This window comes from Micromonospora cathayae (genome assembly GCF_028993575.1).
Lineage (GTDB): Bacteria > Actinomycetota > Actinomycetes > Mycobacteriales > Micromonosporaceae > Micromonospora > Micromonospora cathayae.
Genome location: NZ_CP118615.1, coordinates 2,136,781 through 2,150,677, shown reverse-complemented (window position 1 = coordinate 2,150,677; position 13,897 = coordinate 2,136,781). Strand labels below are relative to the sequence as shown.

The following is a 13,897-nucleotide window of genomic DNA, read 5'->3' as shown; positions in this document are numbered from 1 at the left end:
GAGACTATCGGCCACGGGTCTGTCGCGGCGGGTGTGGCCCGGAAGACGCGCCGCCGCCCGCGGCGTGACGAACACCTCCACCGGCCCCGTTCGCGGCCCCGTTCGGGGTGTGCTCCGGCGGGGCGGGGCGGGAGCCGGCCCGGGGCAGGCCGTCCTCCGGGGGCACCGCCGCCGTGGCCACCGTGATCTCCTCGCTGGTCGGCCGGACCGGCACCCGGGCCAGCCGGTACGTGTCCCGGCCGGCCCCCTTGGCCGCGTAGAGCGCGTCGTCGGCCGCGTCGAGCACCTGCTGTCCCGTGCCGGCGTGGTCGGGGTAGACGGCGATGCCCACCGAGACGGTCACCGGGATCCGCAGCGGTCCCGCCCCGGGCGGGCCGGAGTGCGGCTCGGTCACGAACGGCCGGTCCCGGACCGCCGCGCCGAGCCGTTCCGCCACGATCGCCGCGCCCCGGGCGTCGGTCTCCGGCAGCAGCAGCACGAACTCCTCACCGCCCTGCCGGAAGGCCAGGTCCACTTCGCGGATCTCGCCGCGCACCCGGTGGGCGAACTCGACCAGCACCGCGTCGCCGACGGTGTGCCCGTAGGTGTCGTTGACCGCCTTGAACCGGTCCAGGTCGAGGGCGAGGACGCTGAGCATCCGGCCGAACCGGCTGGCCCGTTCCACCTCCCGCCGGATCGACTCACGCAGGTAGCGGTAGTTCCACAGCCCGGTGAGGGGGTCGGTCAGCGAGAGCCGCTGGGCCTCCTGGTGCACCCGGACGTTCTCCACCGCCACCGCCGCGTGTCCGGCGAAGGTCCGCAGGGTCACCAGGTCGTCGTCGTCGAACTCGTCGGCCCCGAGCCGGTCGTAGAGGACCAGGACGCCGAGGGTGCCGGGCGGGGTGGCGTCGCCGGCCGGCACCGTCCGCCCGGCCGGCTCCGTCGAGTTGGCGGACCGCCCGGCCGGGTCGCCCGGGCCACCGGGCCGCGCGGGGTGGTCGCCCCACCCGCCGGTACGTCCAGCCGGGTCGCCCGGCCGCGCGGGGTAATGGTCGGCCAGCGCGCCGGGCGCGGCGAACGGCACCGCCACGTACGTCCGGCCGCGCGGCTCCCCGGCTGGCTCCTCCCCCGGCTCGATCCGGCCGCGCCGGGGTTCGCCGGTGGCCGCGACGGTGCCCACGATCCCGGTACCGACCGGCACCCGCAGCGCCTCCGGCAGCATGGGCCCGGCGGCCGGCACGGTGCCGGTCGGCCACCGCTCCTCCAGCCCCGCCACGCACTGCCCGACCAGGATCCCGGGCTCCTCCACCAGCAGCACCGCGCCGGCCCGCGCCCCGGTCGCCGCGATCGCGCTGTGCAGGATGACCCGCAGGATGCGGTCCAGGTCGTGGGTACTGGCGAGGGTGTCGCCGAGCACCGCGAGATGTCCACGCAACTGGTCCCGGCTGCTGGTCAGGGCGGCCACGTAGGACTGCGTCTCCCGGGTCATCCGGTTGAAGGTGCCGGCCAACCGGCCTATCTCGTCCCGGGCCCGCACCGGCACCCGCGCGGTCAGGTCACCCTGCGCCACCCGCTCCACGGCGAGCGCCAGCTCGGCCAGCGGCCGGGTGGTGACCCGGGCCAGCCGCCAGGCGCTCAGCACGGCCAGCAGCCCGGCGAACAGCACCGCCGCCATCAGGGCGGCGTACAGGCCGGGTGGCTGTTGGCTGGGTACGGAGAGCAGCAGCGGTAGCGGCTGGCCGGGGACCGGCCCGGCCCGGCGGACGTACCGCCCGCCACCGGTCCCGGTGACCCGGTCGTCGCCGGCCGGGGCGGCGGCGGCCAGCACCTCGTCGCGTACCCCGGTCACCTCGGTGGTCTGCGCGATGCCGGCGGTACCGGCCAGCAGGGTGACCCCGACGCCGGTGACGGCGGCCAGGCGCGCGACGAAGTCCGGGTCGACGCGCTGGGCGGCGGCGACCCGGCCCAGGGCGGCCCCGGCGGCGTCGCGCAGCTCCACCTCGGCGGTGAGCGCCCGGACCGGGCCGTCGGTCGGGCCGGTGCCCGCGCAGTCCAGCCACGGCCGGTCCGGGGCGTCCGGGGTGGCGTAGGCGGTCCGGCCGGTGACGTCGGTGACCAGCACGGCGGCGGCGAGGCCCCGGCTGACCGCCTGGGTGGCCGCGCCCTCCCGTTCGACCGGATCCACGCCGTTGAGGGCGACCGCGTCCGCGGCGGCCCGCAACTGCTGGCAGAGCGCGTCGACCGAGGTCCGGACGGCTCCGACGGCCAGGCCGAGGCGTTCGGTGGACCGGCGGTGGTCGACGGTGGCCAGGGTGGTGCCCACGAAGAACGCCCCGAGCAGGACCGGACCCAGCACCACCGCGAGGAAGGCTGCGGTCAACCGCCCGCGTAGCGTCACGCTTCCCCCCGGAAGTTCTACGCCCGATGCTGCGATGCTTACACAGCGACACCAGTGGACGGGCGTTGCGTCAGGAGTGTTGCGTGACAGATTTTTCTGATGGAGCGGAAGAGGCCGCTGAGGCGAAACGCCGGCTCCGGGGCGAGCTGCTCGCGCGGCGGCGGGCGCTGACCGCCACCGGACGCGCCGCCGCCGCGACCGCCGTCGGGGTCACGCTCGTCGATCTGGTACGCCGGCTGCGCCCCCGCCTGATGACCGGGTACGTGCCGGTCGGCGCGGAACCCGGCGGGGCCGGGCTGCCGGAGCTGCTGCGGGCCGCCCTGCCCGCCGGGGCGGAACTGCTGCTGCCGGTGCTCCGTGGCGACCTGGACCTGGACTGGGCGGTCTACACCGGTCCGGACGGTCTGGTGGCGGCGGGCCGGGGGATGCGCGAACCGGCCGGGCCCCGGCTGGGCCGGGCGGCGGTGACCGGCGCGGAGCTGGTGGTCGTGCCGGCGGTGGCGGTGGACCGACGCGGGTTGCGGCTGGGCCGGGGCGGCGGCTCGTACGACCGGGCGCTGGCCCGGCTGCCCTCCGGCGCCTGGACGGTCACCCCGCTGCACGACGGGGAACTCGTCGACCGGGTGCCTGCCGAACCGCACGACCGTCCGGTCCGCGCGGTGGTCACCCCGGCCGGCGGGCTGGACGAGTTGACCGGTGCTTGACCACTACGGCTGGACGAACCCGGGTCGGATGACGCACCATTGGCACTCGAATAGGTCGAGTGCCAACAGGCCGTGCCAGATCCGGAGGAGAACGTGCCCACGTACCAGTACGCCTGCACCGCGTGCGGCCACCAGCTCGAGGCGGTGCAGTCCTTCGCTGACGAGCCGCTGACCGAGTGCCCGGCGTGTGCGGGACGGCTGCGCAAGCTGTTCAACTCGGTCGGCATCGTGTTCAAGGGCTCCGGCTTCTACCGCACCGACTCACGCGCGTCCGGCTCGGACTCGCTGACCGGCGGAAAGTCGAACAAGTCCGACTCGTCGTCGGGTGGGTCGTCCGGCGGGGACTCCGGTTCCTCCTCGTCGTCGTCCTCTTCCTCGTCGTCCGCGTCGTCGTCCTCGTCGTCGGCCGGGTCCGGCAGTGGCTCCGGCAGCTCGTCGGGCGGTTCCTCGACGACCAAGGCCCCGGCCGCCAGCTCCTCCTGACCGCCGGGTTCCTCCTGACCGCCGGTTCCTTGTGACCGCCCTCGACGACCGGGGCGCCATAGCAGATCGACTCGCCGCACAGCGGGTTGTCCACAGGCGGGCCGGTTGTCCACAGGGTGCCCATCGGGTACCCGCCGCCCGCCTAGCCTGCTGATCCGAGGCGACAGGCGGGAGACGGACATGCGGTTCGGCCGTAGAGGTGGTGAGCGGGCCCTGCGCCCGCTCCGCTGGCCCGGCCGTACGGATGGTGAGCCGGGTCTGCGCCCGCTCCGCTGGCCCGGCCGTAGGGCTGATGAGCGAGCGTTGCGCCCGGTGCGCTGGCCCGGCCGTCCCGGCGGCGGGACCATGCTCCGGTTGGGGCTGGTCACGGTGCTGCTCGGCTCGGCGGCCGTCCTGCTGTACGCCCCGCCCGGCTGCGCCCCGCCCATCGGGAAGCCGACCGGTGCTCCGGGTGGGTCCGCCGGCTCCCCCGGCATGTCCACCCGCACTCCGGATCAACCCGCCGGCCGGTCCCCCGGCGCGCCGGGCCGGTCCGTCGACCCGCCGGGCCCGGCGTCCGGCGTTCCGGGCCGGCCGGTCCCGTCCGGGTCGGTGCCACACCCGGCCGGGCGGCCGGGCGACGACCCGACCACCGGACGGCAGGACACCGGCACACCGGACACCGGCCGGCGGGAACCGGCCCTGGACCCGGGGACACCGGACGGCACCGGCCCTGGCGATCCGACCACGGGCAGCCCGGCCCTACCGCTCCCCGACGGCACGGTCGGCGTGCCGGTACGCCTGGCCGAGCCGGTCGCCCTGGCCTTCGTCCGGCCCGGCAGCCGGGTCGATCTGCTGGCGGTGCCCGCCGGAACGGCCTCCACGGCGGTACTGGTCGCGCCCCGGGCGCTGGTACTGGCCGTGATCGGTGCAGGTGAGCTGGACGGCTCGGCCGCGCTCTACCTCGCGCTGTCGCCGCCCCACGCGCAACGGGCGGTGGCGTTACCCGAGGGAAGCCGCTTCACCGTTCTCGTACGCGGCTGAGCCGGCTTCCGGGGCGGCACGGCCTGCCGGGCGGGCGGGACGAACCTCGGAGGTCAGTCCCAGTGGGGCGGGCGCTCGGCCAGCAGCCAGTCGTCGTTGCCGCCGCTCGTCTCGCCCCAGCCACGGTCGGTGTCGTCGACGGTCTGCTCGGGCAGCACCACGAAGTCGTCGCTCAGGTCGACGGGGCGGTCGTCGTCGCCGGGCGTGCGCAGGGTCGGGTCCTCCGTGCTCACGACGCAGAGCCTAGCTCAGCCCCGTCGGCCCGGTCACGTCCCGACCGGCACCGCAGCGTCGGACGGCGTGCCGACGCGCGGCATCGGACAGCGTGACGACGCGGCACGGCCACGTAGGACGGCGTGCCGACGCGCGGCGTCGGACGGCGCGCCGGCCGGCCTGGCAGCGTCAGACGGTGTGACGAGCGGGACGGTAGCGTCGGACGGCGTGACGACGCCCCACGGTTCCGACGACGACTACTGGCGCCGGCCGCCACCCGGCGAGTCCCCGCCGCCGGTCGCCCCACGCCCGCCGGCAGCCCCGGCCAGCGGCTACACCGGCCCGCCGCCGAGCACCGCCCCACCGCCCGACTGGCGGCCTCCGGTCCACGTGCAACCCGCGCCGCCCCGCCGGCTCCCCGCGCAGGACGCGGACGCGCTCGACGCCGCCGAGCAGCGTGCCCAGCGGGTCACCTACGGCATCGGGATCCTCGCCGGTGCGGTGCTGCTCGTCGTCGTCTGCCTGATCTGCACGCGCACGCTCTTCTGACGACCGCCCGGGACCGAAGCCGGGCCGACCGGACAGAGCCGGGCCGACCGGGACCGGGGCCGACCGGACAGAGCCGGGCCGACCGGGTACCGGCTCGGGCGACCGGGCAGGGCAGCCAGGTCGGTGCAGAGCGTCGTCGTGGACGACGGTCAGACCACGCCCGTCCAGACCGCCCGCGCCCCCGACTCGCCGGTCAGGTACACGTACACCAGGGCGAACACCGCGAACACCACCACCAGCACGGTCAGCGGCACCGGCAGCCACGACGGCAGTGCCCGGGTCCGGGGATGTCCGCTGGTCGCCAGCAGCAGCAGGAGCGCCGCCACGGCGAGCGCCAGGGTGGCCCACTGGAGCAGTTCGCCGTACTCGGCGTGGGTCTCCACCTGGGAGAGGATCTCCGGCGGATAGCCCTTCTCCCGGAGCACCTCCTCGAACGCCTCACCGGACTCGGTCGCCACCCAGGCCAGCACCGGCGTCACCACGGCCAGCGTCGCCACCGCCCAGCCGAGGCGGCCACGCCACCGGGGCAGCACCCCGTACGCGACCGCCAGCAGCGCCAGCAGCGGCACGAACACCACGACGGCGTGCACGATCAGGACGTGCCCCGGCAAACCATCGATCTTCTCGAACACCGCCACCTCCGCTGGGGCTCTCGAGCAGTCAGCGTACGTCGGAACGACCGCCGTGCCCGGCTCTCGCCCGGATACACGCGCGGATCCCGGCTCCGGTTCACCCGTACCCGCACCGGCCGGACCGGGCCCGGCGCGCCGCCGACCGGACCCGACCGGACCCGACCGGACCCGACCAGTACCGCCAGCGCGACGGCCGGGGCCACGGACCGGACCCGACCGAAGGTGAGGATGTCCACCACCGGTACGGGCAGGTTCCACCGCGCCGGGGCTGTGGCCGGTGCCACGTGCTGCCGGAGGACGATTGTCCGACCTGCGGAGCCGTGCTGTGATGGATTCATGTCCAGTGCCGAGGAGCTGCTCCGGTCGAGGGGCCTACGGGTCACCCGGCCCCGGCTCGCCGTGCTGGACGTCCTCGCCGCCGGCGGTCACCTTGAGGTCGAGGAGATCACCCGCCGGGTCCGCGAGCGGCTCGACTCGGTGTCCACGCAGGCCGTGTACGACGTGCTCGGCGCGCTCTCCCGGGCCGGCCTGTCCCGCCGGATCGAACCGGCCGGCAGCCCCGCCCGGTTCGAGGCCCGGGTCGGCGACAACCACCACCACGTGGTGTGTCGGGGCTGCGGCGAGATCGCCGACATCGACTGCGCGGTCGGCGACGCGCCCTGTCTGGACCCGGACACCGCGCACGGCTTCCAGGTCGACGAGGCGGAAGTGACCTTCTGGGGGCTGTGCCCCGCCTGCCAGGCCCGCCGCACCGCCGACGTCTGAGCCACCCCCGTCACCCGCCGGCCGTCCCCCGCCGGCACCCGCCGGGCCGAGCACCACCGCCGCCCGTACCCGGATCGGTGTCGCGGCCGGGAGTCGGCGACCGGGAGGTACCGGCCGACCGCGTGGCACTCTTGACCGGTGGAATCCGATGACCTTGGCCTGTTCGGTCCCGGTTCGGTCACCTGGCGGGTGCACGAGGAGCCGGTCCTGATCGTCGCCGGGCTGCGGGCGCTCTACCTGCAGGCCCTGCATCCCCGCGCGATGGCCGGGGTGGCGCAGAACAGCAACTACCGCCGTGACGCATGGGGGCGGTTGCAGCGTACCGCCACCTACGTGGCGACCACGGTCTACGGCACCACCGCCGAGGCGGAGGCGGCCGGTCGTCGGCTGCGGGCCCTGCACGCCCGGCTCTCGGCGGTCGACCCGACCACCGGGGAGCGGTTCCGGGTGGACGAGCCGGAGCTGCTGCGCTGGGTGCACGTGACCGAGGTCGAGTCGTTCGTCACCACCGCCCGCCGGGCCGGGGTGGCGTTGACCGGGGACCAGGTGGACGCCTACTACACCGAACAGCGCCGGTCCGCCGCGCTGGTCGGGCTGGATCCGGCCAGCGTGCCGGGCACGGCGGCCGAGGTGGACGCCTACTACCGTCGGGTCCGCCCGGAGCTGCGGATGACCCGGGAGGCGGCCGAGACGGCGCTGTTCCTGACCGCCCCGCCGCTGCCGTGGAAGCTCAGCCTGCCGGTGCGGCTCGGCGTCACCCTGGGGCCGCCCCGTTGGGCGTACTTCGGCATCGCCGGTACGGCACTGGGGTTGCTGCCGGCCTGGGCGCGGCGACTGTACGGCGGGTTGGGGCTGCCCACCACCGCGCTCTCGGCCGAGGTGAGCGTACGGGCGCTGCGGCTGGCGCTGGCCGCCGTGCCGCAGCGTTACCGGGAGGGGCCGATTCTCCAGGCCGCCCGGGAGCGTGCCACCCGGCTCGCCGCCCGGCCCCTACCGGTCTGAACCGCCACCGGCACACCACCCCGGCCACCCAACGCCCCGACAGCTCGGCGGGCCGACAGCCCGGCAGCTCGGCGGTCAGCTCTCGGCCGTCGGCTCCGGGGGGCGTTCCATCGCGGACCAGGGTTCCCGGCCGGGCAGCTGCGCCCCGGTCGGGCAGACCCGCCGGTAGTCGCACCAGCCGCAGCGCACCCCCGGGACGGCGGGGAAGGCGTCGTCCGGATCGGTGCCGTCGGCGACCGCCCGTTCGGCGGACATGATGTCCCGTGCGGTGTCCTCGGCCCGACCGACCTGCCGGGCCAGCGACTCGACGGTGTGCTCGTGGGCGGCGACCGTGCCGGTCGGCAGGTGGTGCAGCTCGACCCGGCGGCACGGCCGGCGGAACACCCGCTCGGCGGCGTACGCGTACAGCGCCAGCGCCTGCGAGCCCCGGGCGTCGTCGGCGTCCAGCCCGGAACGACCGGTCTTGTAGTCGACGATGACCAGCTCGGGACCGTCCGGGCCGGGACGGGCGTCGATCCGGTCGGTGCGGCCGTTGAAGGCCAGCACGGCGGTCTTGACCGCCACCACCCGCTCCACCCCGACCGGCTCGGTCGCCGGGTCGAGGGTGTCGACGTACGCCTCCAGCCAGGACAGCGCCCGGCGGAACGCCTCGCGCTCCTGGGCGTCGTCACGGTAGCCGTCGCGTACCCAGGTGCCCTTGAGCAGCCCGGCCAGCGCCTCCGGGCGACGCCGGTCGACGGGGAGGGCGTACCAGTTCTTCAGGGCGGTGTGCACGCTCGCGCCCAGCGAGTTGTGCGCCCACGGCGGCCCCTTCGGCGGGGCGGGACGGTCGACGTAGGAGTAGCGGTACCGGCGGGGGCAGTCCTCGTACGCCCCGAGCTTGCTGGGTGTGCAGACGAACAGCCGTTCCGGCATGCCCGCGAAGCCGAGCTGTTCGGGCTGGTCGGCACGGGGCCGGGGCGTCCGGCCGGTGCCGGAGGACCGGCCGGCGGGTCGGTCGGCTGAGGGTCGTCGCACACCGCGATCCTGCCATCCCGGTACGACGGACCGGGAATCGCCACAGTCAGGACAGAGCCACCCTCAGGTCAAAGCCGGCGTCAGGACAGGGCCACAGTCAGGACAGAGCCGGCGTCAGGACAGAGCCGGCGTCAGGACAGAGCCGGCGTCAGGACAGACTGGCGTACTGGGTGACGAAGGCGGCGATCGCGTCCGCGATGAGCTGGACGGCGATGGCGGCCAGCAGCAGCCCGGCGATCCGGGTCAGCACCTCGATCCCGCCCGGACGGAGGATCTTGACGATGCCGCCGGAGAAGCGCAGCACCACCCAGACGGCGAGCATCACGGCGACGATGGCGGCGGCGATGGCCGAGATGTCCGAGGCTCCGTCGGCCTGCTGCACGAAGAGCATCGTCGCCACGATCGCCCCCGGACCGGCCAGCAACGGGGTGCCCAACGGCACCAGGGCGATGTTCGAGGTGGACTGCTGGCTCGGGTCGTCGGCCTTCCCGGTGAGCAGTTCCAGCGCTACCAGCACCAGCAGCAGCCCGCCAGCGGCCTGGAGCGCCGGCAGGTCCACGTGGAGGTAGTCGAGGAGGGTCTGCCCGGCCACCGCGAAGACCACGATGACGCCGAGCGCCAGGGCGACGGCCTGCCAGGCCGCCCGGTTGCGTTCCCGGGCCGGCAGCGGGCCGGTGAGCGCGAGGAAGATCGGCATCATGCCCGGCGGGTCGGTGATGACCAGCAGGGTCACGAAGACCTCTCCGAACAGCTTCAGATCCACCGGCATACCGTAGCGGCGCTGTCAGCAGGCAAAACGCGGGTCACCCGGAAGCGACCGGGGTCACCCCCCGGGCCTGGGCGACGATCCGCTCGTACGCCTCCCGGCTGGTGGTGTGCGCGCCGAGCCCGACGGTCTTGTGGGTGCCGTGGAAGTCGGACGAACCGGTGACGATCAGGCCGAGATGGGCGGCAAGTGCCCGGACGTGGGCCTGCTCGGCCGGGGAGTGGTCCTCGTGGTCGGCCTCCAGTCCGGCCAGGCCGACCGCGGCCAGCTCGACGATCAGTTCGTCCGGCACGATCCGGCCGCGCCGGCTGGCCCTCGGGTGGGCGAACACCGGCACCCCGCCGGCCGCCCGGACCAGCTCCACCGCCCGGAAGACGTCGATGTCCTCCTTGGGCAGCCGGTACCGCCGCCCCAGCCACTGCGGGCCGAACGCCTCGGTGGTGCTCGTCACCAGCCCGGCCCGGATCAGCGCCGCCGCGATGTGCGGCCGGCCGACCGTGCCCCCGTCGGCGAGGGCGTGGATCTCCGGCCAGCTCACGTCGATGCCGTCGGCCCGGAGCATCTCGACGATCCGTTCCCCGCGTACCTCCCGGGCCACCCGGACCCGGGCCAGCTCGGCGGCCAGTACCGGTTCGTCCGGGTCGAACAGGTACGCGAGCAGGTGCAGCGACACGGCCGGCTGCACCCCGTTCCACCGGCAGGAGATCTCCGCGCCGCGGACCAGGGTGAGCCCGGGTGGCAGCGCCCGCCGGGCCGGCTCCCAGCCGGCGGTGGTGTCGTGGTCGGTGATCGCCACCACGTCGAGCCCGGCGTCGGCGGCGGCCCGGACCAGCTCCGCCGGGGTCAGCGTGCCGTCACTGGCGGTGGAGTGGGTGTGCAGGTCGATCCGGGGCGGGTCGGACGCGGCTGGCGGGTGCATCGCCCGACGCTATCTCGCCCGGACCGGTGTCGGCCGCTCAGCGGGCCGGACCGGACCGGGCAGGCCAGCGGACCCGACCGGACCGGCCCCGAAAGGTCAGCGGACCGGACCGGGCCCGCCGGGCCCCCGCGCGCCGGACCGGGCTCGGCCGGTCAGCGGGCCGGTGGCGCGACGAGTACCGGCGGGTCCTCCGCCGACAGTCCCGGCACCGTCGGCGTACTGGTGCTGGCCGGGTCGGGGCGGTCGGGGCGGAACCGGATCAGCGTCCCGTCGGCGGCCGGGTACACCGCCTCCGGACCGAGCCAGCTCACCTCGCCGACCATCGCCGGGCCCACCGGGCGGACCGTCGGTGTCGGGCCGAAGGCCCGTTGGAGGTCGATCAGCAGGGCGGCGTCCTCGGCGGAGGGCGTCGTGCCGGACGACCCGGTCACCAGCAGCCACCGGCCGTCCGGGGAGACCGAAGCCGCCCCCTCCCGCAACGCGGGGACCGCGCAGCCGGTCCGGGTACGCGCCAGGTCCCGGGTCGGGTCGAGCAGGGCCAGGCAGGGCCGGGTCGCCGTGCCGACGCTGACCAGCGCGACGAGACGTCCGTCCGGCAGCCGACCGTGGACGTCGCGCACCGACCGGTCCTTCCCGGCCTGGAAGGGCGTGCCGTTGGTCCGCCAGATGGCGAAGCCGGGCTGGTCGGGACGCAGCCGGACCAGGACGTCGTCCCCGGCGAACCCGACCGGCGCGGCCGTCTCCGGGGCCGGGGTCCGCACCCCGGGGACGACCTGCCCGTTGGTGACCGTGGCGACGAAGAGCTGGGGCCCTTCCCGCCAGGCCAGCCGCTGACCGCCCGGGGCCACGGCCACCTCGTCCGCGCCGGCGAGCACCACCCGGGACGTGCCGTCGGTCTTCACCGACCAGACCGTGCGCCCGGCCGCGCCGGACCGGCCGATCAGCAGCCAGCCGCCTCCGGTGACCGGCAGCCCTCGGTCGACCGGGCCGATTCCGCCCAGGTCGATGAGCCGACCGTCGACGATCAGCTTCGAACCGGAGATCAGCGACAGCCCTGAGAAGGCCGGCCCGGTGAGGGTCACCGTCGGGGTGGGCACCGTCGGCGGCCCGGACGGGTCACCGATCACCACCGTCGGGCTGGTGTACCCCGTCGGCCCGGTCCGGAGCTGGGCCAGGCCCGCGCTGACCGTCACGAACGCGACCGCGGACAGCGCCACCCCGGCCACGGTACGCCGACGCCGCATCCGGTCGGCCCGGCGTACCGCGTGGCCGGCCGGGTCGACGGCGAGCGGTCGGGGTGCGGCGACCTGCCGGGTGAGGGTCTCCCGCAGCGCCTGCTCCAGGTCCGGCTGGGCCACGCCGAATGGACGCTCCGGGCCGCCGCGCGGGTTGTCGACGCGGTTGACCGGCGTCTCCCGGGTGCGGTCGACCCGGTTCACCGGCGTTTCCCGGGTACGGCCGTCGCCGGCAGTGGGGCGGCCCGTCGGCCGGCGAGGGCCGCCGGGCGCGGTGCGGTGGCCCCGGTAGGCAGCGACCCGCCGGGCTCGGCCGCGACGTCCGCCGGCGCACCGGCGGCCGGTGCCGTGGCGGCGGGTCGGGCGGCCGGCGGTGGCACCGGGGTACGGGGCACCGCCCGCCCGGCCACCGGTCCACCGGCACGGGGTGCCGCCCCGGCCGGCGTGCCCGGACCCGGCCGGCCTCCTGCCGGAGCCGGGTTCGCCGCCGTGCCGCCCGCCCGGGAGCTGTCGCCGGGCAACTCCAGCGCCGCCTCCGCGCCGAGCCGGCGGCGCAGCGTGTTGAGGGCCCGGGAGGTCTGGCTCTTCACGGTGCCGGGTGAGATGTCGAGCAGCGCCGCCGTCTGGGCCTCGGAGAGGTCCTCGTAGTAGCGGAGTACCAGCACGGCGCGTTGCCGGGCCGGCAGGGCGCGCAGGTGGCGCCAGAGCGCGTCCCGGTCGAGTTGCTGCTCGATCTCGTCTTCGGCGGCGCGTTCCGGCAGCACCTCGGTGGGGCGTTCACCGTGCCACCGGCGTCGCCACCAGCTGGTCGAGGTGTTGACCAGCACCCGGCGCGCGTACGGTTCGACGGCGTCGATCCCGCCGTGCCGCTTCCAGGCGAGGTACGTCTTGGTCAGCGCGGTCTGGAGCAGGTCCTCGGCGGTGGCCCAGTCCCCGGCGAGCAGGTAGGCGGTCCGCAGCAGGGCACCGGAGCGGGCCGCGACGAACTCGCGGAACTCCTCCTCCAGGCTGTCCCTGCCGGTCACCGCATCCCTCCCGACCCTCCTGAGTGGCAGGTTGCCATGGTCGGCGGGCCGGGGCGTCGTCAAATGGGTGCGTGTTCATCCGATGTTCGGACGAAAACTTTCACGCTCCGTCGTCGGCCTTGGCCTCGTCGGCCTCCTTGCCCAACCGGGCCTCCACTGCCTGCGGCTCGTACATCTCCTCGACGACCCGCAGGTAGAGCTCGTTGGGGTTGGGGAGATTCTTGATCTCGCGGAGGGCCTGGTCCTGACCGGCGGACTCGAGCACGAAGGTGCCGTAGTTGAGGGCCCGGCCGGTGGGGGTCTGTTCGTACTTCATGTCGGTGACCCGGGCCAGCGGCATCATCGCGACCTTCCGGGTGATGATGCCGTTGACCACCATCACCCGCTTGTTGGTCAGGATGAACCGGTCGTACCACCAGTCCGCGACCTTCCACGCGACCCAGCCCATCACCGCGAACCAGAGCAGCACGGCGATGGTGGTCAGCGCGCCGACGTTCTGCCCGGCGAGGAAGCCGGAGAGGTAGCCGAGGACGAAGGTGGCGGCCACCCCCACCAGGATCGGTGTGGTGAGGTGGATCCAGTGCCGCTTCCACTCGCCCCGGTACCGTTCGGTGGGGAAGAGGTAGCGGGCCACCAGCGAGCTGGGCTCGTCCTCCAGCGGAAGCACCCGTCGGGGCACGTTCCCGGCGGTGTCCGCCCGGAGGCCGGCCAGCTCGTCGTCGCTGAAGACGGGCGGCTGGTACTCGGGCTCCGGGTCCCGGACCCAGGTGCGACCCGAGCGTCCCTCGTCGGGGTAACCGGGGTCGTCCGGATAGGACGCCCGCTCACCCCGCCCGGGACCGTAGCCCGTAGGGTCGTCGTCCCGGTACCGGGGGATCGGCTCCGTGTCGCGCTCCCGGCGCTCCCGGTCGGGATCGTCGGGGTCGGGGGGCAGGCCGGAGGGGCTTCCCATCGGTGGCGGCTAGGCGACGAGGTTGGTGAAGAAGTCGCCGAAGCCCTGTGCGATGTCCATGATGCCCCCGCCCAACGACTTGACGACGTCGGCGGCGGAGTTGGGCCGGAACGCAACAAAGAAGATCAAAAATGCGACTCCGGCCCAGGTGAGGACCTTCTTGACCATGACGGGCCCATCCTCTCGCGCGGTGCCGGGTCCCATACCGCAGCGGCACCCAGAGTATCAGTCAGGT

The 13,897-nt window shown here is 75.0% G+C and carries 16 protein-coding genes; 6 read left to right on the top strand and 10 right to left on the bottom strand.

The window, feature by feature from the left end; all coding sequences use genetic code 11:
• Window positions 1-4: 4 nt before the first annotated feature.
• Window positions 5-2,377 carry a diguanylate cyclase gene (locus PVK37_RS09955; RefSeq protein ID WP_275033535.1) on the bottom strand — a complete coding sequence of 791 codons (2,373 nt, stop codon included), beginning with the start codon at window positions 2,375-2,377 and terminating at the stop codon, window positions 5-7.
• Between the two features lie 83 nt (window positions 2,378-2,460).
• Here PVK37_RS09955 and PVK37_RS09950 point away from each other — a divergent pair, with 83 nt between their 5' ends.
• From PVK37_RS09950 to PVK37_RS09940, 3 genes are all read left to right on the top strand, one after another.
• Window positions 2,461-3,081, top strand: coding sequence for a 5-formyltetrahydrofolate cyclo-ligase (locus PVK37_RS09950; protein WP_275033534.1), 621 nt, complete (start codon window positions 2,461-2,463; stop codon window positions 3,079-3,081).
• A 72-nt stretch (window positions 3,082-3,153) separates the two neighbouring features.
• Complete coding sequence (locus PVK37_RS09945) at window positions 3,154-3,564, top strand: FmdB family zinc ribbon protein (RefSeq protein WP_275033533.1); 411 nt, start codon at window positions 3,154-3,156, stop codon at window positions 3,562-3,564.
• Window positions 3,565-3,876: 312 nt separating this feature from the next.
• The gene (locus tag PVK37_RS09940) at window positions 3,877-4,587 is read left to right on the top strand and encodes a flagellar biosynthesis protein FlgA (RefSeq protein ID WP_275033532.1); all 711 of its coding nucleotides are present in this window, start codon (window positions 3,877-3,879) and stop codon (window positions 4,585-4,587) included.
• 53 nt (window positions 4,588-4,640) lie between these two features.
• On the opposite strand, the gene PVK37_RS09935 is transcribed toward PVK37_RS09940, so the two are convergent.
• Entirely contained in the window at window positions 4,641-4,820 is a 180-nt protein-coding gene (locus PVK37_RS09935) for a hypothetical protein (protein ID WP_275033531.1), read from the bottom strand.
• A 208-nt stretch (window positions 4,821-5,028) separates the two neighbouring features.
• On the opposite strand from PVK37_RS09935, the gene PVK37_RS09930 reads away from it, so the two are divergent.
• A complete protein-coding gene (locus PVK37_RS09930; protein WP_275033530.1) occupies window positions 5,029-5,349 on the top strand; it encodes a translation initiation factor 2 in 321 nt (106 codons plus the stop codon).
• Window positions 5,350-5,498: 149 nt separating this feature from the next.
• On the opposite strand, the gene PVK37_RS09925 is transcribed toward PVK37_RS09930, so the two are convergent.
• A complete protein-coding gene (locus PVK37_RS09925; RefSeq protein WP_275033529.1) occupies window positions 5,499-5,981 on the bottom strand; it encodes a DUF2231 domain-containing protein in 483 nt (160 codons plus the stop codon).
• Between the two features lie 336 nt (window positions 5,982-6,317).
• On the opposite strand from PVK37_RS09925, the gene PVK37_RS09920 reads away from it, so the two are divergent.
• Together PVK37_RS09920 and PVK37_RS09915 are read left to right on the top strand one after the other, a co-directional pair.
• Window positions 6,318-6,746, top strand: a complete 429-nt coding sequence (locus PVK37_RS09920; RefSeq protein ID WP_275033528.1) for a Fur family transcriptional regulator — start codon at window positions 6,318-6,320, stop codon at window positions 6,744-6,746.
• A gap of 138 nt (window positions 6,747-6,884) precedes the next feature.
• Window positions 6,885-7,748 (top strand): oxygenase MpaB family protein, encoded by an 864-nt coding sequence (locus tag PVK37_RS09915; protein ID WP_275033527.1) that lies wholly within the window; start codon window positions 6,885-6,887, stop codon window positions 7,746-7,748.
• 75 nt (window positions 7,749-7,823) lie between these two features.
• Here PVK37_RS09915 and PVK37_RS09910 read toward each other — a convergent pair whose 3' ends face one another.
• The 7 genes from PVK37_RS09910 to PVK37_RS09880 all read right to left on the bottom strand — a co-directional run bounded on the left by PVK37_RS09910 (window position 7,824) and on the right by PVK37_RS09880 (window position 13,830).
• The gene (locus tag PVK37_RS09910; protein WP_423791067.1) at window positions 7,824-8,663 is read right to left on the bottom strand and encodes a RecB family exonuclease; all 840 of its coding nucleotides are present in this window, start codon (window positions 8,661-8,663) and stop codon (window positions 7,824-7,826) included.
• Between the two features lie 250 nt (window positions 8,664-8,913).
• The gene (locus PVK37_RS09905) at window positions 8,914-9,528 is read right to left on the bottom strand and encodes a MarC family protein (RefSeq protein ID WP_275033525.1); all 615 of its coding nucleotides are present in this window, start codon (window positions 9,526-9,528) and stop codon (window positions 8,914-8,916) included.
• A 40-nt stretch (window positions 9,529-9,568) separates the two neighbouring features.
• Window positions 9,569-10,450, bottom strand: coding sequence for a PHP domain-containing protein (locus tag PVK37_RS09900; protein ID WP_275033524.1), 882 nt, complete (start codon window positions 10,448-10,450; stop codon window positions 9,569-9,571).
• A gap of 152 nt (window positions 10,451-10,602) precedes the next feature.
• Window positions 10,603-11,889 carry a hypothetical protein gene (locus PVK37_RS09895; protein ID WP_275033523.1) on the bottom strand — a complete coding sequence of 429 codons (1,287 nt, stop codon included), beginning with the start codon at window positions 11,887-11,889 and terminating at the stop codon, window positions 10,603-10,605.
• On the bottom strand, window positions 11,886-12,710 hold the full coding sequence (locus PVK37_RS09890; RefSeq protein ID WP_275033522.1) for a SigE family RNA polymerase sigma factor: 825 nt from the start codon (window positions 12,708-12,710) through the stop codon (window positions 11,886-11,888). The genes PVK37_RS09895 and PVK37_RS09890 overlap by 4 nt, the downstream gene beginning before the upstream one ends.
• A 100-nt stretch (window positions 12,711-12,810) precedes the next feature.
• Window positions 12,811-13,662 (bottom strand): PH domain-containing protein, encoded by an 852-nt coding sequence (locus PVK37_RS09885; protein ID WP_275033521.1) that lies wholly within the window; start codon window positions 13,660-13,662, stop codon window positions 12,811-12,813.
• Window positions 13,663-13,671: 9 nt separating this feature from the next.
• A complete protein-coding gene (locus PVK37_RS09880) occupies window positions 13,672-13,830 on the bottom strand; it encodes a hypothetical protein (RefSeq protein ID WP_275033520.1) in 159 nt (52 codons plus the stop codon).
• Between the last annotated feature and the right edge of the window lie 67 nt (window positions 13,831-13,897).

Coding starts and splice junctions, on each gene's coding strand:
- PVK37_RS09920 (WP_275033528.1), top strand. CDS start 6,318: ATGTCCAGTGCCGAGGAGCTGCTCCGGTCGAGGGGCCTACGGGTCACC.
- PVK37_RS09900 (WP_275033524.1), bottom strand. CDS start 10,450: ATGCACCCGCCAGCCGCGTCCGACCCGCCCCGGATCGACCTGCACACC.
- PVK37_RS09910 (WP_423791067.1), bottom strand. CDS start 8,663: ATGCCGGAACGGCTGTTCGTCTGCACACCCAGCAAGCTCGGGGCGTAC.
- PVK37_RS09880 (WP_275033520.1), bottom strand. CDS start 13,830: ATGGTCAAGAAGGTCCTCACCTGGGCCGGAGTCGCATTTTTGATCTTC.
- PVK37_RS09885 (WP_275033521.1), bottom strand. CDS start 13,662: ATGGGAAGCCCCTCCGGCCTGCCCCCCGACCCCGACGATCCCGACCGG.